The sequence below is a fragment of the Deefgea rivuli DSM 18356 genome (genome assembly GCF_000620145.1).
In the GTDB taxonomy this organism is placed as follows: domain Bacteria; phylum Pseudomonadota; class Gammaproteobacteria; order Burkholderiales; family Chitinibacteraceae; genus Deefgea; species Deefgea rivuli.
On sequence record NZ_KK211081.1, the window covers coordinates 92,878 to 108,310 of the forward strand.

10 protein-coding genes are annotated in these 15,433 nt (G+C 48.9%); 7 read left to right on the forward strand and 3 right to left on the reverse strand.

What is annotated here, in order from left to right; genetic code table 11:
• Positions 1 to 109 precede the first annotated feature (109 nt).
• From Q320_RS0110355 to Q320_RS22310, 7 genes are all read left to right on the forward strand, one after another.
• Positions 110 to 709, forward strand: coding sequence for an IMPACT family protein (locus Q320_RS0110355; protein WP_027468938.1), 600 nt, complete (start codon positions 110 to 112; stop codon positions 707 to 709).
• A gap of 74 nt (positions 710 to 783) precedes the next feature.
• Entirely contained in the window at positions 784 to 1,800 is a 1,017-nt protein-coding gene (locus tag Q320_RS0110365; protein WP_027468939.1) for a tetratricopeptide repeat protein, read from the forward strand.
• Positions 1,801 to 1,882: 82 nt separating this feature from the next.
• Positions 1,883 to 3,040 carry an iron-containing alcohol dehydrogenase gene (locus Q320_RS0110370; RefSeq protein WP_245590998.1) on the forward strand — a complete coding sequence of 386 codons (1,158 nt, stop codon included), beginning with the start codon at positions 1,883 to 1,885 and terminating at the stop codon, positions 3,038 to 3,040.
• A 136-nt stretch (positions 3,041 to 3,176) separates the two neighbouring features.
• Positions 3,177 to 4,184: a tetratricopeptide repeat protein gene (locus Q320_RS0110380; protein WP_027468941.1), complete on the forward strand. Its 1,008-nt coding sequence runs from the start codon at positions 3,177 to 3,179 to the stop codon at positions 4,182 to 4,184.
• 314 nt (positions 4,185 to 4,498) lie between these two features.
• Entirely contained in the window at positions 4,499 to 8,374 is a 3,876-nt protein-coding gene (locus tag Q320_RS0110385; protein WP_245590999.1) for a DUF3683 domain-containing protein, read from the forward strand.
• Between the two features lie 111 nt (positions 8,375 to 8,485).
• Positions 8,486 to 8,899 carry an HIT family protein gene (locus Q320_RS0110390; protein ID WP_027468943.1) on the forward strand — a complete coding sequence of 138 codons (414 nt, stop codon included), beginning with the start codon at positions 8,486 to 8,488 and terminating at the stop codon, positions 8,897 to 8,899.
• Entirely contained in the window at positions 8,896 to 10,518 is a 1,623-nt protein-coding gene (locus Q320_RS22310) for a cyclic-di-GMP receptor FimW-related protein (RefSeq protein WP_027468944.1), read from the forward strand. Before Q320_RS0110390 ends, Q320_RS22310 begins: the two co-directional genes overlap by 4 nt.
• Before the next feature lie 51 nt (positions 10,519 to 10,569).
• Here the strand turns inward: Q320_RS22310 and Q320_RS0110400 are convergent, their stop codons facing one another.
• The 3 genes from Q320_RS0110400 to Q320_RS0110410 all read right to left on the reverse strand — a co-directional run bounded on the left by Q320_RS0110400 (position 10,570) and on the right by Q320_RS0110410 (position 15,360).
• Positions 10,570 to 12,159, reverse strand: a complete 1,590-nt coding sequence (locus Q320_RS0110400) for an HD domain-containing phosphohydrolase (RefSeq protein WP_027468945.1) — start codon at positions 12,157 to 12,159, stop codon at positions 10,570 to 10,572.
• Positions 12,160 to 12,255: 96 nt separating this feature from the next.
• Positions 12,256 to 14,589: a GspE/PulE family protein gene (locus Q320_RS0110405; RefSeq protein WP_027468946.1), complete on the reverse strand. Its 2,334-nt coding sequence runs from the start codon at positions 14,587 to 14,589 to the stop codon at positions 12,256 to 12,258.
• 3 nt (positions 14,590 to 14,592) lie between these two features.
• Positions 14,593 to 15,360 (reverse strand): MBL fold metallo-hydrolase, encoded by a 768-nt coding sequence (locus Q320_RS0110410; RefSeq protein WP_051534657.1) that lies wholly within the window; start codon positions 15,358 to 15,360, stop codon positions 14,593 to 14,595.
• Between the last annotated feature and the right edge of the window lie 73 nt (positions 15,361 to 15,433).

Consider the following 15,433-nt stretch of genomic DNA (forward strand, 5'->3'; position numbering starts at 1 on the left):
CCTTCGCTTGAATTGATTCGATAAGGCTACACCAAGCGTGCACGCTGCGCAGTAGGATTGTTTGCCTACTTTGATCTTAATACGCTCAGATGCGCGTAAAATACAGCGCATGAGTACAACCCTAGCCACAGCCGTTTGCGCTGAAATTATCATCAAGAAAAGTCGTTTTATCGGTCATGTCATTCCGGTAAGCAATCGCGCTAGCGCCTTGCAAATCATCGACGAATTGAGACAAGAGCATCCCGACGCACGTCATGTGTGCTGGGCGCTACTCGCGGGTGGCGAATCGGGAATGTCGGACGATGGCGAACCCTCCGGCACGGCGGGTCGACCCATGATGCAGGTATTGCAACACAAACATTTAGATGGCGTGTTGGCCGTCGTAATTCGTTACTTTGGCGGTATTAAGCTGGGCGCAGGCGGACTGACTCGCGCCTATACCGATGCGATTGCCACCCCGCTGCTGGCCGCTGAATACATAGCACAAATCCGCGTTGAGCAAGTGCAATTGGCGCTGCCGTTTGCGGAAGAAAACAAGCTGCGCCATTATTTGCAGCAGCAAGGCGCTGAGATTTTAAGCAGCGAGTTTACCGAACACGAAGTGATTCTGACTTTATCGCTCAAATCGAGCGCACGAGAACAGATGCTCACGCAAATGCATCAGCTCTGCCGTGGGCAAACTCGCTTACTAGAAAACCCTAGTTTTTAAGCTTTTAGTGTAAAAATGAGTTGAGAAACCCAGCCTGAGTGCGTACCCTCAAAACTCACTTGTGCAGGTGCAATATGAATCATCATGAAACGCAAATTCGCGAGCTTCTCGAGCGCAGCAAATCACTCACCTACGTCAACCCGCAGGAATCGATTCAGCTCGCAATCGACGCCTCTGCGCTAGCGGCACAAGGCTGTGATCCTCAGTTGCACATTGCTGTACTGCACCAACAAATGAGCATGCTATTTGCCTTCGGGCAAATCCACGAAGGCTGCCATGTATTGCTACCTGCCTTGGTTATTGCCGAAAAGCACAATCTTGAAGCTGAGCGCGGCGACTTACTGCATCACCTTGGCGTTGCGCATTACACGCTGGGCGAATACGTGACCGCGATTGATTATTGGTCCGACTGCCTGAATTTAGGCCACGCCGAATTTTCTAGCGAAACCCGAATCAATGCCCATATTGGGATCGGCCAGATTTACTTTGCCTGCTCCAAATTTACCGATGCACTGCGCCATCATCAATGGGCCGAGCGCTGGCTCAGTCCAGCGATTGATGATGAACTCCGCGCGCGGCTGCTGATTAATGTTGCCGCCGATTTGTATGAACTAGAGCAATACACCCAAGCGCTCGACACGCTAAACGAAGCAGAAGAAATCACTCAACGCATTAATCACCTTGAATACTTAGGTGAAGTATTCTCTTACAAGACGCTAATTGCACTGGCCAACGAGCAATACCCAGAAGCACTACGCTTAATCAATGCTGGGCAACGGCTAGTTCACTTCTGGGCTTGGGGCGAAATTAGCTGGCATATTGTCAAAGCGCGCACACAGCAATCCCAAGGCGAACTCAACGAAGCCATCACCACCTTTACTCGCGCGCTGGAAATGGCGACCCGTATGGGCTGCGGGCATAAAGTGTTTATCATTCACAAATTTCTCGCCCAAGTTTTCCGTGAATTAGGCCAAGCCAAAGCCGCTGAATACCATCACAAGCTATACCAAGAAAACTTCCATCGCTTGCTCGATCCGCAGCTATTCAAACGCCTCGCCGAGCTTGAAGCTGAACTAGCTAATTATGGCTAGGGTATATTAACGTAGAGATTAATGAATAATACCTACATCAATATACCCAATAGATTCTCGGTACAGTTCACGAAGGAAAAACATGATGCAAAATTTCAGCTTTCATAATCCATGCCAAATTGAATTTGGCGAGGGGCAAATTGCCAAACTAGCCACACTGATTCCAGCCGATGCGCGCGTGCTCTTGCTGTATGGTGGCGGCAGTATCAAACACAACGGCGTTTACGATGAAGTGGCTAGCGCGCTCAGCCAGCATCATTGGCAAGCTTTTGCGGGCGTTGAGCCGAATCCTGAATTTGAAACCTTAATGCGCGCGGTTAAGTTTGCGCGTGAGCAGCGCTTGGATTTCGTACTCGCAGTGGGTGGTGGCTCGGTCATTGATGGCGCGAAATTTGTCGCCGCCGCTATCCCGCACGATGGCGATTGCTGGCTGATTATTGGCAATCGCGTGCCGCTAAAAACGGCGCTGCCGATTGGCGTCGTGCTCACCTTGCCTGCGACGGGCTCGGAAAGTAATTTTGCCGCCGTGATTTCTCGCCGCGAAACCAACGATAAATTGTCGTTCAAAAATCCGCTAGTGTTCCCAAAATTTGCCGTGCTCGACCCAAAAACGACGATGACTTTACCGGCGCGGCAAATCGGCAACGGCGTCGTCGATGCCTTTGTACACACTACCGAGCAGTATCTGACTTACCCAAATGGCGCTTTACTACAAGATCGCTTGGCCGAAGGCATTTTACAAACGCTGATCGAAATTGGCCCCATTACGCTGGCCGAACCCAATGACTACAACGCCCGTGCCAATTTAATGTGGGCCGCCAACCAAGCTTTGTTTGGCTTGGTCGGTTTGGGGCAGCCGCAAGATTGGGCGACGCATGCGATGGGGCATGAATTAACGATGCTGCACGGGCTGGATCATGCGCAAACATTGGCGATTATTTTGCCATCACTGTGGCGTTATCGCTTTGCCGCCAAACAAGCCAAACTCGCTCAATACGGCCGCCGCGTCTGGCAGCTGAACGGCGATGATAAAGTCGTTGCGCAAGAGGCCATTGCCAAAACTGAAGATTTCTTTCAACGCATGGGCTTGCATACGAGTTTATCTGCCTATCAACTAGATGCAACAATCGTTGCCGATGGCGTCGCCGAGCAGCTAACTCGCCATAATCGTCTGCGTTTGGGCGAGCATTTAGATCTGACGCCTGATGACTGTCGCGCAATTCTTCTCACCGCATCTTGATCGCGCTGGGGATGGGTGTTTTCGGCCTTACTTCATATGATTGTCGTGCCATTTTACTCACAGCTGATTGATCTCGCTGGGGTGATGCGCAGCGCCAGTGGTATGCTGCGCATCCAGCACCCCGTATTGCGAAATAATGACTCTCGTTGAACTTGAGCGCAGCCTCAATCGCGCACAAAAACTGGTCCATACCCAAAGTGGCGAAGCCCTAAATCTGGCTTTCAACGCCAGAGAAATCGCACGTAGCTATGCGGTGCCACAACTTGAAGCAAAAGCCATCTCCATTTGCGCGATGGCGACCTTCAACTTTGGTAACAACGAAGATACGTTAAACTACCTCGAAGAAATCAAGCAGCTCGGTGCACAACATGATATCGGGCAGTATGAAGGTGCAAGCCTTAATCTATATGCTCGTACGCAATATACCCTAGGTGATTATCATTTATCTCGTGACAGCTGGAATCGCTGCCTTACGCTACCCGATTGCGCGATTGATTTAGAAACTCGCGTACAAGCCCACGTTGGTCTTGGACAACTTTATTACGCTCACGAACATTTCCAAACCGCTTTGGCGCATCACCGCAAAGCCGAAGACTTGGCCGCTGGCTCGGAAGATTATCATTTGCAAGGTGCGATTTTAATCAATATCGCCACCGATTTAATCGCTTGCGAGCAGCTCGATGAAGCGCTCAGCGTGCTAAAAGGCGCGCTGCCCTTAGTACGTGCCGATCAAAGCTATCGCAATGAAGCCGAAATTTACATGCTGATTGGCCGAATTCAACTGCTGCGCGGCGATCTTGATCGCGCCCGAATGAGCCTCATGGTGGCGCTGAAAATTAATCGCCTGCATATTCATCAATGGAGCGAAGCCAATACGCTACTCACACTGGGCGAATGCCATCTGGCTAAAGGTGAATTCTCGCATGCGATCGAAGAACTCAGCTCTGGCCTCATCATTGCCACAGCGTTGGGCGCGGTACATTTGCAATCTTCCATTCATCAAACTTTAGCCAAAGTGTATACCGCGATCGCGGAGCCCGATCTGGCGCAACAACATCAGGCGCAATACACGCTATTGCGCAATACGATTCTATCCGAACGCCACGAAACGCAGCTTGAAACAATGGAATTGGCACTGTTTTAACCGCCCTACTCGCTTTACTTCACTGCGCAATGAAGTACGTTGGCAGCGACTGACGTAAAACATGCCGCTATCACTAGCAGCGAGAAATTCAAATATTTCCTTCAATACGCTGACGCAAAGCCTTGAGCAGCACCAAGAAATAAACCCATCTCAATGCAAATTGAAATGCGCGAACCCACAATCGGCGATTTTTGACGATTTTTCGCCTTTTATTGGCCTTTCTTTACATACCCACACGAAATTTGCGCCTTTCAATTGGTGTTTTTCCGTTAAAATTCATTCTTTAGCCGTAATGCCTGCCGGAGATGCCCTTCATGATGGATCCCACCGCCGCGACTTTGCTTGTATCGCCTGAACGTTTGCGCGAAATTCCATATAACTACACCTCGTTTTCAGACCGCGAAATTGTTATTCGCTTGATGGGCGAAGACGCTTGGCGTGTATTAGATGAATTGCGCCAAGAACGCAAAACCGGTCGCTCGGCACGCATGCTATTTGAAGTTTTGGGCGATATTTGGGTTGTGAAGCGCAATCCTTACGTGCAAGACGATTTGCTTGAAAATCATAAACGCCTGCAATTGCTGGTTGAAGCGATGCACCATCGCTTGTCAGAAATAGAAAAGCGCCGCCAAGAAAATGAGCGCGTGAATATTCTGCTGGCTCGCACCCGCCAAGCGGTTGATGCTTTCGAGCGAGAATTTCGCGATGTGGCCATTCTGCGTAAAAAAACGCTGAAAAAAATGGGCGGCATTACCAAGCGTGACAATATCCAATTTGATGGTCTGTCGCGCGTCAGCCACGTGACCGATGCAACAGATTGGCGCGTTGAATATCCATTTGTCGTGTTGTGCCCTGATACCGAAGCAGAAATGGCACCGATTGTCGCCGCCTGTATTGAGCTGGGTTTGACGATTATTCCACGTGGCGGCGGCACCGGTTATACCGGCGGCGCAGTCCCACTGACGCCGCTTTCTGCGGTGATTAACACCGAAAAACTCGACCGCCACAGTGGCGTTGAGAAAATGCATATCCCGGGCGTTGATCACGAAATCAGTACTATTCAATGTGGCGCAGGCGTTGTAACACGCCGCGTAATGGAAGCGGCTGAAGCGGCTGGTTTAGTGTTTGCAGTCGATCCAACGTCAGCTGATGCTTCCTGTATTGGCGGCAATGTGGCCATGAATGCCGGTGGTAAAAAAGCCGTGTTATGGGGCACTGCGCTCGATAATTTGGTGAGCTGGAAAATGGTCGATCCCGATGGGAATTGGCTGTTTATCGAGCGTATGGATCACAACCTCGGCAAAATCCACGACGCGGCGCAAGCGACATTCCGTGTGAATAAATTTAAGCCAGACGGTAAAACCAAAATCGGCGAAGAAACGCTGGTGATTCCGGGCGCAAAATTTAGAAAAGAAGGCCTCGGTAAAGACGTTACTGATAAATTCCTCGCGGGTTTGCCAGGCATTCAAAAAGAAGGCTGTGATGGCCTGATTACCAGCGCGCGCTTTGTGCTGCACCGCATGCCGAATCATGTGCGCACCGTCTGCTTGGAATTTTTCGGCGAAGTCAGCCGCGCTGTACCATCGATTGTCGAAATCAAAGACTATCTGGATGCGCACAAAACCGTGCAATTGGCCGGTTTAGAGCATCTGGATTGGCGCTATGTACGTGCCGTTGGTTACGCGACCAAAGCAAAATCGAAAGGTCGCCCGAAAATGGTGCTGATCGCCGATATTGTATCGGACGATGAGCGCGCGCTCGGTGAAGCAAGTAGCCATGTGGTGCAACTCGCTAATGCACGTGGCGGCGAAGGCTTTATCGCCGTACTGCCAGAGCAACGCAAAAAATTCTGGCTCGACCGCGCACGCACTGCGGCGATTGCCAAACACACCAATGCGTTCAAAATTAACGAAGACGTCGTGATTCCGCTCAACCGCCTTGGTGATTATTCGGATGCGATTGAACGTATTAATATCGAACTCTCAATCCATAACAAAATGGAATTGCTCGATAAATTCACCGAGTTTTTCCAGCAAGGCCGCTTGCCGTTTGACGCCAGCGATTCACCCGTTAGCCATGATGTGCTGATTGGTGATCGACGCGAATCGGCGCTGGCATTTATCGAGCGTGCACGCACGCACTGGACTTGGCTCAGCCGTAATTTGGACGATGCGTTTGAACTCTATCAAACTGCATTCCCGACTATGCCGCTGGAAAAAACGCTAGATCCAGATGAATTGCCGCAAAGTGTATTCCATGCAATCCGTGATTCGATTTTGCGAATTTCGTATAAACGCGAATTACTTACCGATCTCGAAGTTCTGTTCGGTGGCCGTGCGGATAAATTGATTCTGGACGCGATTCATGCCATCCAGCAAAAAGTACTGAAAAGCCGCACTTGGGTCGCGCTGCATATGCACGCCGGTGACGGTAATGTGCATACCAATATTCCGGTCAATTCAGACGATTACGAAATGCTGCAACGGGCGCATCATGCGGTGGCGCGGATTATGCAAGTGGCGCGTGATTTGAACGGCGTGATTTCAGGTGAGCACGGCATTGGGATTACCAAGTACGAATTCTTAACGCGCGAAGAACTCGCGCCGTTTGAAGCGTATAAGCAAAAAATTGATCCAAACGGGCATTTCAACAAAGGCAAGTTGATGCCTGGCGCTGATTTGCGCGATGCGTATACGCCGTCGTTTAGCTTGCTCGGCACTGAGTCGCTGATTCTGGAACAATCGGACATCGGCAATATCAGCAATATGGTCAAAGATTGCTTGCGCTGCGGCAAGTGCAAACCGGTGTGCACCACACACGTACCGCGCGCGAATCTCTTGTATTCGCCGCGCAATAAAATTTTGGCAACGGGTCTGCTCACTGAAGCCTTCCTCTACGAAGAGCAAACACGGCGCGGAATTTCGCTGCGCCACTTCGAAGAATTGGGCGATGTGGCTGACCATTGCACCGTCTGCCATCGTTGCGTGAATCCTTGCCCCGTCGATATCGACTTCGGCGATGTGACGATTGCGATGCGCAATTTCTTGCGCAAAGAAGGCAAAAAGAAATTTAACCCTGGCTCTGCGCTCGGGATGGCTTTCCTAACGATGAAAGACCCTGCGACCATCAAATTGATGCGCAAAGTCATGATCGAATGGGGCTATCAAGGTCAACGCTTGGCGCATACTTTGGCGAAACGTTTTGGCTTGATTAAAGGCATCACCAAAGCGCCGCCTGCAACGCTGGGAACCGCATCGCTCAAAGCGCAAGTGATTCACTTTGTGAATAAACCGATGCCTGGTGGCTTGCCGAAGAAAACCGCGCGCGCCTTGCTCGATGTTGAAGACAGCAATGTCGTACCGGTGATTCGCGATCCGAAACGCTTGAACGAAGAAACCGAAGCCGTGTTCTACTTCCCAGGTTGCGGCTCGGAGCGATTGTTTAGTCAAGTCGGTTTGGCGACGCAAGCGATGCTATGGCATGTCGGCGCAACGACGGTATTGCCACCAGGTTATTTGTGCTGCGGCTATCCGCAAACTTCCAGCGGGCAAGCGGATAAAGGCGACAAAATCACGATGGATAACCGTGTGTTATTCCACCGTTTGGCCAATACGCTGAATTATCTCGATATCAAAACAGTGTTGGTTTCATGCGGAACATGTATGGATCAACTGCAGAAATATCGCTTTGAGGAAATTTTCCCAGGCTGCCGCTTACTCGATATTCATGAGTATCTGCTTGAAAAAGGCGTCAAGCTTGAGGGTGTGAGCGGTACCCAGTATATGTATCACGAGCCATGCCATACGCCGATGAAGACGTACAAAGGTATTGACGTTGCCAATGAGTTAATGGGGCAGCGCGTCGATCTCAATGATAGATGCTGCGGCGAATCGGGTACTTTCGCGGTAGCACGCCCAGACATTTCGACTCAAGTGCGTTTCCGCAAGCAAGAGGAAATGGAGCAAGGCGCAGCCAAACTGCGCGCGGATGCTGGCGACGCTAAGGCGCAAGTCAAAATTCTGACGTCTTGCCCATCGTGCATGCAAGGCTTAAGCCGTTACGATGATGATTCAGGCACAACCGCTGATTACATCGTTATCGAAATTGCCAAGAATGTATTGGGGCAAAATTGGATGCCGGAGTACGTGAAAAAAGCCAGTAATGGTGGTATAGAGCGCGTACTTTTGTAATAAATTGTTAACCTTCACACAATAGGGTGCAGCTCATCGCTGCACCCTATTTTTTTACTTGGAATAACGCTTATAATCAAACGTTAATTAACCTAATTCACGGGAAGTCTCATGCACCTCGATTGCCCCCTTTGCGCGACTAATGGCGGCGAATTGCTTTGGCAAAATGACTTTGCACGCGTTATTTTGGCTGATGAGGCGGGCTATCCCGGATTTTGCCGTGTCGTACTCACGCAGCATATTGCAGAAATGACGGACCTGAGCGCCGCTGAACGAACTCAATTAATGAATATCGTTTGGGCCGTCGAAAATGCGGTACGCACAACGCTCAACCCCCATAAAATCAACCTAGCCTGTCTCGGCAATATGGTGCCGCATTTACATTGGCATATCATTCCGCGCTGGCAAGATGATCTGCACTTCCCTGCCCCAATTTGGGCGCAAGCACAACGTAGCAGCGCACACGCCGTCAGTGAAGCGGCGCTCACGCAACTGAAACAACAAATCTCCCAGCTACAGCCATGAGCATCGCCCTCTTTTCTCAGCACCTGCCTGCGATTTCTGGCACTGCAACGCCCCCTTTTCATGACGCCAGAAGCGCCAGAGATTGGCTAAAACTCTTGCCGCTGATTAATGTACCCGTGGCGCACGCCGAAATGCTGGACGCTTTAAATGCGCTCAATCAAAGCACGATTTCGGGCTTAGACAGCCTTAAAATTGCCGAGCAATTTCGCGAATCAGTGCACGTATTGCAAGAAGGCTTTTTAAGCCGCTACACACAAAAAGCCATTCCTCTATCTGGCAACGAAACACTCGCATGGCAAGCCGCACTGCAACTTTGGCAGGCGCTTGAGAGTTGTTATGCACGCTGCTGGCATGCAGCAATTTCTGGTCAAAGCGATGCTGCTGAATACATGCCGCTACTTGCCGAGCGCGCTTTATACTGCAGCCTTAAAGTGAATACCTGTTATATCTTAATTAATAAATCGGTTCCCAATACTCAATGGGTGCAGCAATTTAATTATTATCAATTGGCAAAATTTTTAGGAATTGAACAAAAAAAAGCGAAAGATAGTTTAATTAATATTGGCGGCGCTGCTACAGCAGAAAATATATTTATTCATAGTTTATTACTCATTGCAGCGAATCCATTTCAATATAATTTACGTTATCTAACGTGGATTAATGAATGCTTAGAAGTTTTCGCAACACGCTGCACTTTAGAGCATATTGCTGAAACACTAGCAAATCGATCCGCCTACACGATTGACTTTGAAGCACCAGCTGCACCTGAGCGACGTGAACGCACGACAAAAGACAGTGAGATGGCGATTAGCAGCTTGCTGCTTGCTCAAGCGCTGAGCAAACGCATTAAGCTGCTGCGCAGTGGCGAAATGCCAGAGAAAATCGGCCTCGGTACCGCGCTCAGCCCACAAGCTGCCGAAGCACTACTCACCGATTTGTACCGACAATGGTGCGATCATCCGATTGAGCGCAGTCTCCCGCGTCGTGAAAGCCAAAAAGCTGTAGCTGTCGGCTTTGGCTTGAGCAACTTACATCGCTGGATGGCCGAAGGGCGATTTGCTCCTGCACCACAAGATGAATCCCAGCTCAGCAGCCAAGAACTGATGCAAATCCGTTTATTTGGCCAAACCAGCGCGCTCAATACGCCTGTCATTCTGCCCCAAATCACGACCAATCCATGGCAAACCATCGATGAAACCGCCACAGGGCTGCGCCTACAGCGCACTCATGATGGCGAGCGCGTGAGTTTGCAGCAGCTTGTAATAATAAAAGATCTACAGCAATACCTGATCGGTAGCATACGCTGGCTTTGCGAGCACGATGACGATTTGCAAATCGGCGTGCAATTACTGCCTGGGCAACCGCAAGCGGCCACTATCCGCGCCCAAGATGCTGCCCGATTTGGGCAAACGGATCACACTGAAGTCTTACTGATTCCTGCGATTGTCGCCTTACAAGTGCCAAACACACTCATTCTGCCGTCCGGATGGTTTCGCCAAGGGCGTTTACTGGAATTATGGGATGGACAACGAAAAACACGGATTCGTTTGGTGAGTATCTTAAGTCGAGGCAATGACTTTGAACGGATTCATTTCGTCGCTTCTGGTGGGATGAGCTAAGCGATGTATTTTACTGTAGCCGTTAATAAATAACGGTCACATGAAGATACCCTAGATATCTTTTAATTTATGGATAAGTGCGTCCAAATCAACTTCATCACACTGCGTTGGCTCAAGAAATAATTTCGCATAATCGAGCCACACTTTTTCACGTAAAAAAACTTCCAATAAATCTTTATCTACATGCTGCTCGCACGCCATTCGCGTCAAAATTCCCAGCGCTACCGACAGCTTCATACCGTCTTTATACGGCCGATCACGCGCAGTCAGCGCCTCGAACACATCGGCAATCCCCATAATTCGTGCTTGCACACTCATTTCTTCGCGGCGCAGCCCTTTTGGATAACCTTTGCCATCCATGCGCTCATGATGACCACCTGCATATTCAGGTACATTCAACAAATGCGTAGGCCAAGGCAGCGCTTCTAGCATTTGAATCGTCACCTCAATGTGATGATTAATAATCTGCCTTTCTGCCGCAGTTAAAGTGCCTTTGCGAATGGCTAAATTTTCATATTCATCCATCGTTAAAAATGGTTGAGATACGCCACCCGCCGTAGTCCACGGCCTAGCCGCAATCTGCGTAACACGATTAATATCGGCCTCGCTCATCATTTCGCTGCCTAAATTGGCTTTTTGAATAAATTCTCGATCAGAATTTAAAGCGTTCAGTTGTTCTTGGTATTGCTCGGCGCTCATTTCACCACGCAAATGGGCAATTTCAATATCCCGTAATAACACCTCGAATCGAGTATCAATTAAATGAATTCGATCAAAAATCGTTTGTAATTTAGTCGCTTTATCCACCACATGCACCGGCGTGGTGATCTTTCCACAATCATGCAATAAACCGGCAATTTTTAATTCATAACGATCACGCTCAGAAAGTGAAAAGCTCGCCAAACTACCTTCAGTGGTACGGCTCACCGCTTCAGCCAGCATCATCGTTAATTCAGGTACGCGCTGACAATGCCCACCGGTATAGGGCGATTTGTCATCAATCGCCAAATTAATCAAATTAATAAAACCTTCAAATAATTGCTGCAAGGAATTAATTAAAATCCGATTAGTAATTGCAATAGCGGCCTGTGATGCCAGCGATTCAACCAAATGCTGATCGCTCATTGAAAATGGAATAATTTCGCGTAAATCGGTTTGTGCATTTATTAATTGCAAAGCGCCAATCACTTCACCTTCATGATTGCGCATGGGAACTGATAAAAAAGATTGCGAATGATAACCCGTCGCCAGATCAAAACAGCGAGTACCCGAAAAATCATATTCATCATCGGTAGCGTAGGCATCAACGATATTAATGGTTTTATTTTTATTCACCGCGCAGGCAACGACATTGGCCAAATTAGGTAAACCATCAGCGTTATGCAAAGGAATGCTCGGCAAGCTAATCGGCACGCCACTCGTGCCGCCCATCGCAATGCCTAGCGACGTATTAATCACGATTTCAAAATGCAATTGCTGATCTCGGATCAAATACAGTGTGCCCGCATCGGCCTGCACCAAATCAGAAGCTGCGACTAAAATACTTTCTAGCAAACGATCAATTTGCGTCTCACCCGACAGCGCAATACCAATCGAATTGAGCTTTTCCAGCCTTTCGTGCAGCTCAGCAATATCCATCATGCTTCCCCTATATTTAAGCAAGGCGTAGCGCCCGCAGACAGTATGTTGATTACGACCAGTAGCTACAACGATGCTGGAGAACATTTGCCTTACTACTTATTTGATGCAAACAGCTCTAATTTGGGCCATGTCAGTAATACCTTGCAGCACTTTCTCAATGCCATCTTGCTTCAATGTCCGCATACCTTCCTGTAAAGCACAGGCGAGTAATTGGGCGACACGGGCATGCTCTTGGATTAATTTCTTAGCCGCATCGCTGCCCACCATCAATTCATGCAAGCCAACTCGGCCTTTATAGCCCGTGTCATGACATTCGGCGCAACCGACAGCGCGATACAATCGATACTTACCCTGATCCGCAAAGCTCGCTAACCACTCTTGGCGCAGCGCAGCCATCTCGCCCACTGGGTCGGCCTGCCAAGCGACGGTATTTTTCAGCTCTTCAGCGTATTCACCCAGCATGTGTTCAATTTCATTGGCATCGGGCTCGTAGCTTTCACGACATTTTGCACACAGGCGACGCGCTAAACGCTGCGCTAAAATCCCCAGCAAAGCATCAGAAAAATTAAACGGATCCATCCCCATGTCCAGCAAACGAATAATCGACTCAGGTGCGCTATTGGTATGCAAAGTCGAGAGCACCAAATGCCCAGTTAAGGAGGCTTCAACGCCCATACCTGTCGTTTCAAGATCGCGCATTTCGCCGACCATAATCACATCAGGATCGGCACGCAAAAACGAGCGCATTACGCTGGCAAAAGTGAGTCCGGCTTTTACATTCACCTGAACTTGCCGCAAACCTTTTTGCGTGATTTCAACCGGATCTTCTGCGGTCCAGATTTTAGTTTCAGGCCGATTGAGATACTTCAGCACCGAATGCAAAGTCGTTGTTTTGCCCGAGCCGGTTGGCCCGCAAACAAAAAATAGGCCGTAAGGTTTAGCAATCACACTTTGTAAACGGCTTAAATTTCTCGCCGACAAGGCTAGTTTTTCCAGCGGTAAAGGCTCACCCGCAGCCAAAATCCGCATCACGACGTCTTCCATACCACCCGCCGTCGGAATCGTCGCAACGCGCAACTCTATATCCAAAGTCGGTACGAATTTTTTCATTTTGATTTTGCCATCTTGCGGTTTGCGCTTTTCGCTGATGTCCAAATCACACATGATTTTGATCCGCGTCACCAAGGGGCTGCGATAAGCCGATGGCACTTCGCGGTAATGCAGTAAATCGCCATCGCGCCGAAAACGAATTTGAGTTTTGGCAGCCCCCGGATAAGGCTCGATATGAATATCAGATGCGCCCTGCCGATGCGCATCGGCAATGATTTGATTGACCAATTTGACGACTTCGTTATCCTGCGCGGCGCTCACGTCTTCTAAGCTAAACACTTCATCTTCTTCGTGCATCGTTCCGAGCAATACATCGATACTGCCATCAGCAAGCGCGCCAAAAAATTGATCGACGGTACGAATGAACTCTTGCCGTGTCGTAATTTTGATTTGTAGTTTTTTATCCGCAAACAGCTGGCTAGCATGGCTTAAACGCAAACGTTCAGGATCGGTAGTTAAAATCAATACGCAATCATTTGCGTCATCAATCGGCAGCCATTGCTGCTCAATCGCGTATTCACGCTTAATATTTTTGAGCAAGTCGAGCGGTTTGATTCGATCGTTCACAAACGGCTCGTAAGCGCAGCCATAAAACGTAGCTAAAGAAGCACCGATTTGCTCAGGCGTAACGCTAAAGCCCATTTGCAAAACTTGCTCGATGTCTTGTTGCAGTTTTAACGACTCTTTTTGCGCCACTTGCCACGCCGCTGGCGACAGCACGCCTGATGCAATCAATTGATGGTATTTATGTTGCGGAACAAAGGGATAAGCAGATGCTTTACGCTGCTTTAAGGCGACTGATAGTGTTTTAGCGAGCAGTTGCGCACCTTCACACAAGTTAGGGCCAAATGGCTGTTTTTGCTGCTGATTAATCAGTTGCACTACACCGAGCAAGACGCCGTCGGCATCATTAAGAATGGGAGCAACCAGCATTTCACGTGAATGAAATCCGGTTTTTTGATCGACCACTTGCAGAAATTGTAGATTAGGCCCGTGTTGATTCAGCTCGGCTTTATCATACACATCGCTAATATTGAGGAGCTGCTTATGATTGGCAGCAAAGCCCGCCAAGCTTCGATCATTGATTGCGATACGCAGTTCACGAACACCTTCCAATCCGGTTTTAACTTTGGCAATCAGATCGCGGCCATCATCACTGACCACGTAAAACGTGAATCGCTCACAGCCAAAAACCACGCACACATCGGGACTCATTTCGGTTAAGAGTTCGTCCAGTCGCCCCGTTGCATGAATTTTAGTCGTTAAGGCTTGTAAATTATGCAAAAAGGCCAGATGAAGGCCTGTTTCGGCGCTGGGCATAGTTTAAAACTCCAATATTTCACCCTGTAATAAGCGACGAATCGGGTGAATATGATCCAAATTAAGCACTTCAGCGATGGTTAAATCGCTATCTGCGGGCTTCAAATGTGTAATTAAGACTTCGACGCTACTTTGCAAATTGAGTAATTCTGCCGCTAAAGTACTCGGGCACAGATGCTTAGCCATTTTCGCTAATGGCAATTCACGCTCAGCAAAAGCCGTTTCAATAATTAGAGTCTTTAGATTAGTGATTTGATTCACAACTTGCCAAAATTGCGGGCCGCCAACGGTGTCGCCGCTAAAAACAATCGATGAACGGTCATTCTCAATTTGAAACGCCACAGCAGGAATCGTGTGTTCAGCGGGAATCGGGGTGATTGTCACACCATCAATGAAGTAAGATTCGCCTAATTCTTGCGGTGCATAACGCAAAAAAGCGTCTTCGACGCTAGGGATCACACTAAAGTCAGGCCAAATCAGCCAATTAAAAATATGTGCTTTTAAAATAGCAATCGTTGCGGCAGTAGCATGTACGGTGACAGGCGTCGTACGTGCGCCAATGGTGGAGTCAATTAACAGCGGCAAGCACGCGATATGATCTAAATGGGCGTGCGTAATAAACACGTGCTCTATTTGCAAAAGCTCGTCCATCGTTAAATCACCGACCCCCGTTCCGGCGTCGATTAAAATGGTTTGATTCAGCAGGAATGAGGTGGTGCGATTGCTACCCCCAATTCCGCCGCTGCAACCCAATACCCGTAATGCGCTCATAATATGAAGTACCCATGCAAAAATTTTATGGCAAGGCGAGTCGACGATGCAAGACAGGGTGACCTTAGCCCAA

What these genes read in the sequence shown, in the direction of transcription:
- Q320_RS0110370 (WP_245590998.1), top strand. Translation starts at nt 1,883, where the DNA reads ATGATGCAAAATTTCAGCTTTCATAATCCATGCCAAATTGAATTTGGC.
- Q320_RS0110390 (WP_027468943.1), top strand. Translation starts at nt 8,486, where the DNA reads ATGCACCTCGATTGCCCCCTTTGCGCGACTAATGGCGGCGAATTGCTT.
- Q320_RS0110380 (WP_027468941.1), top strand. Translation starts at nt 3,177, where the DNA reads ATGACTCTCGTTGAACTTGAGCGCAGCCTCAATCGCGCACAAAAACTG.
- Q320_RS0110405 (WP_027468946.1), bottom strand. Translation starts at nt 14,589, where the DNA reads ATGCCCAGCGCCGAAACAGGCCTTCATCTGGCCTTTTTGCATAATTTA.
- Q320_RS0110355 (WP_027468938.1), top strand. Translation starts at nt 110, where the DNA reads ATGAGTACAACCCTAGCCACAGCCGTTTGCGCTGAAATTATCATCAAG.
- Q320_RS0110400 (WP_027468945.1), bottom strand. Translation starts at nt 12,159, where the DNA reads ATGATGGATATTGCTGAGCTGCACGAAAGGCTGGAAAAGCTCAATTCG.
- Q320_RS0110365 (WP_027468939.1), top strand. Translation starts at nt 784, where the DNA reads ATGAATCATCATGAAACGCAAATTCGCGAGCTTCTCGAGCGCAGCAAA.
- Q320_RS0110410 (WP_051534657.1), bottom strand. Translation starts at nt 15,360, where the DNA reads ATGAGCGCATTACGGGTATTGGGTTGCAGCGGCGGAATTGGGGGTAGC.
- Q320_RS0110385 (WP_245590999.1), top strand. Translation starts at nt 4,499, where the DNA reads ATGATGGATCCCACCGCCGCGACTTTGCTTGTATCGCCTGAACGTTTG.
- Q320_RS22310 (WP_027468944.1), top strand. Translation starts at nt 8,896, where the DNA reads ATGAGCATCGCCCTCTTTTCTCAGCACCTGCCTGCGATTTCTGGCACT.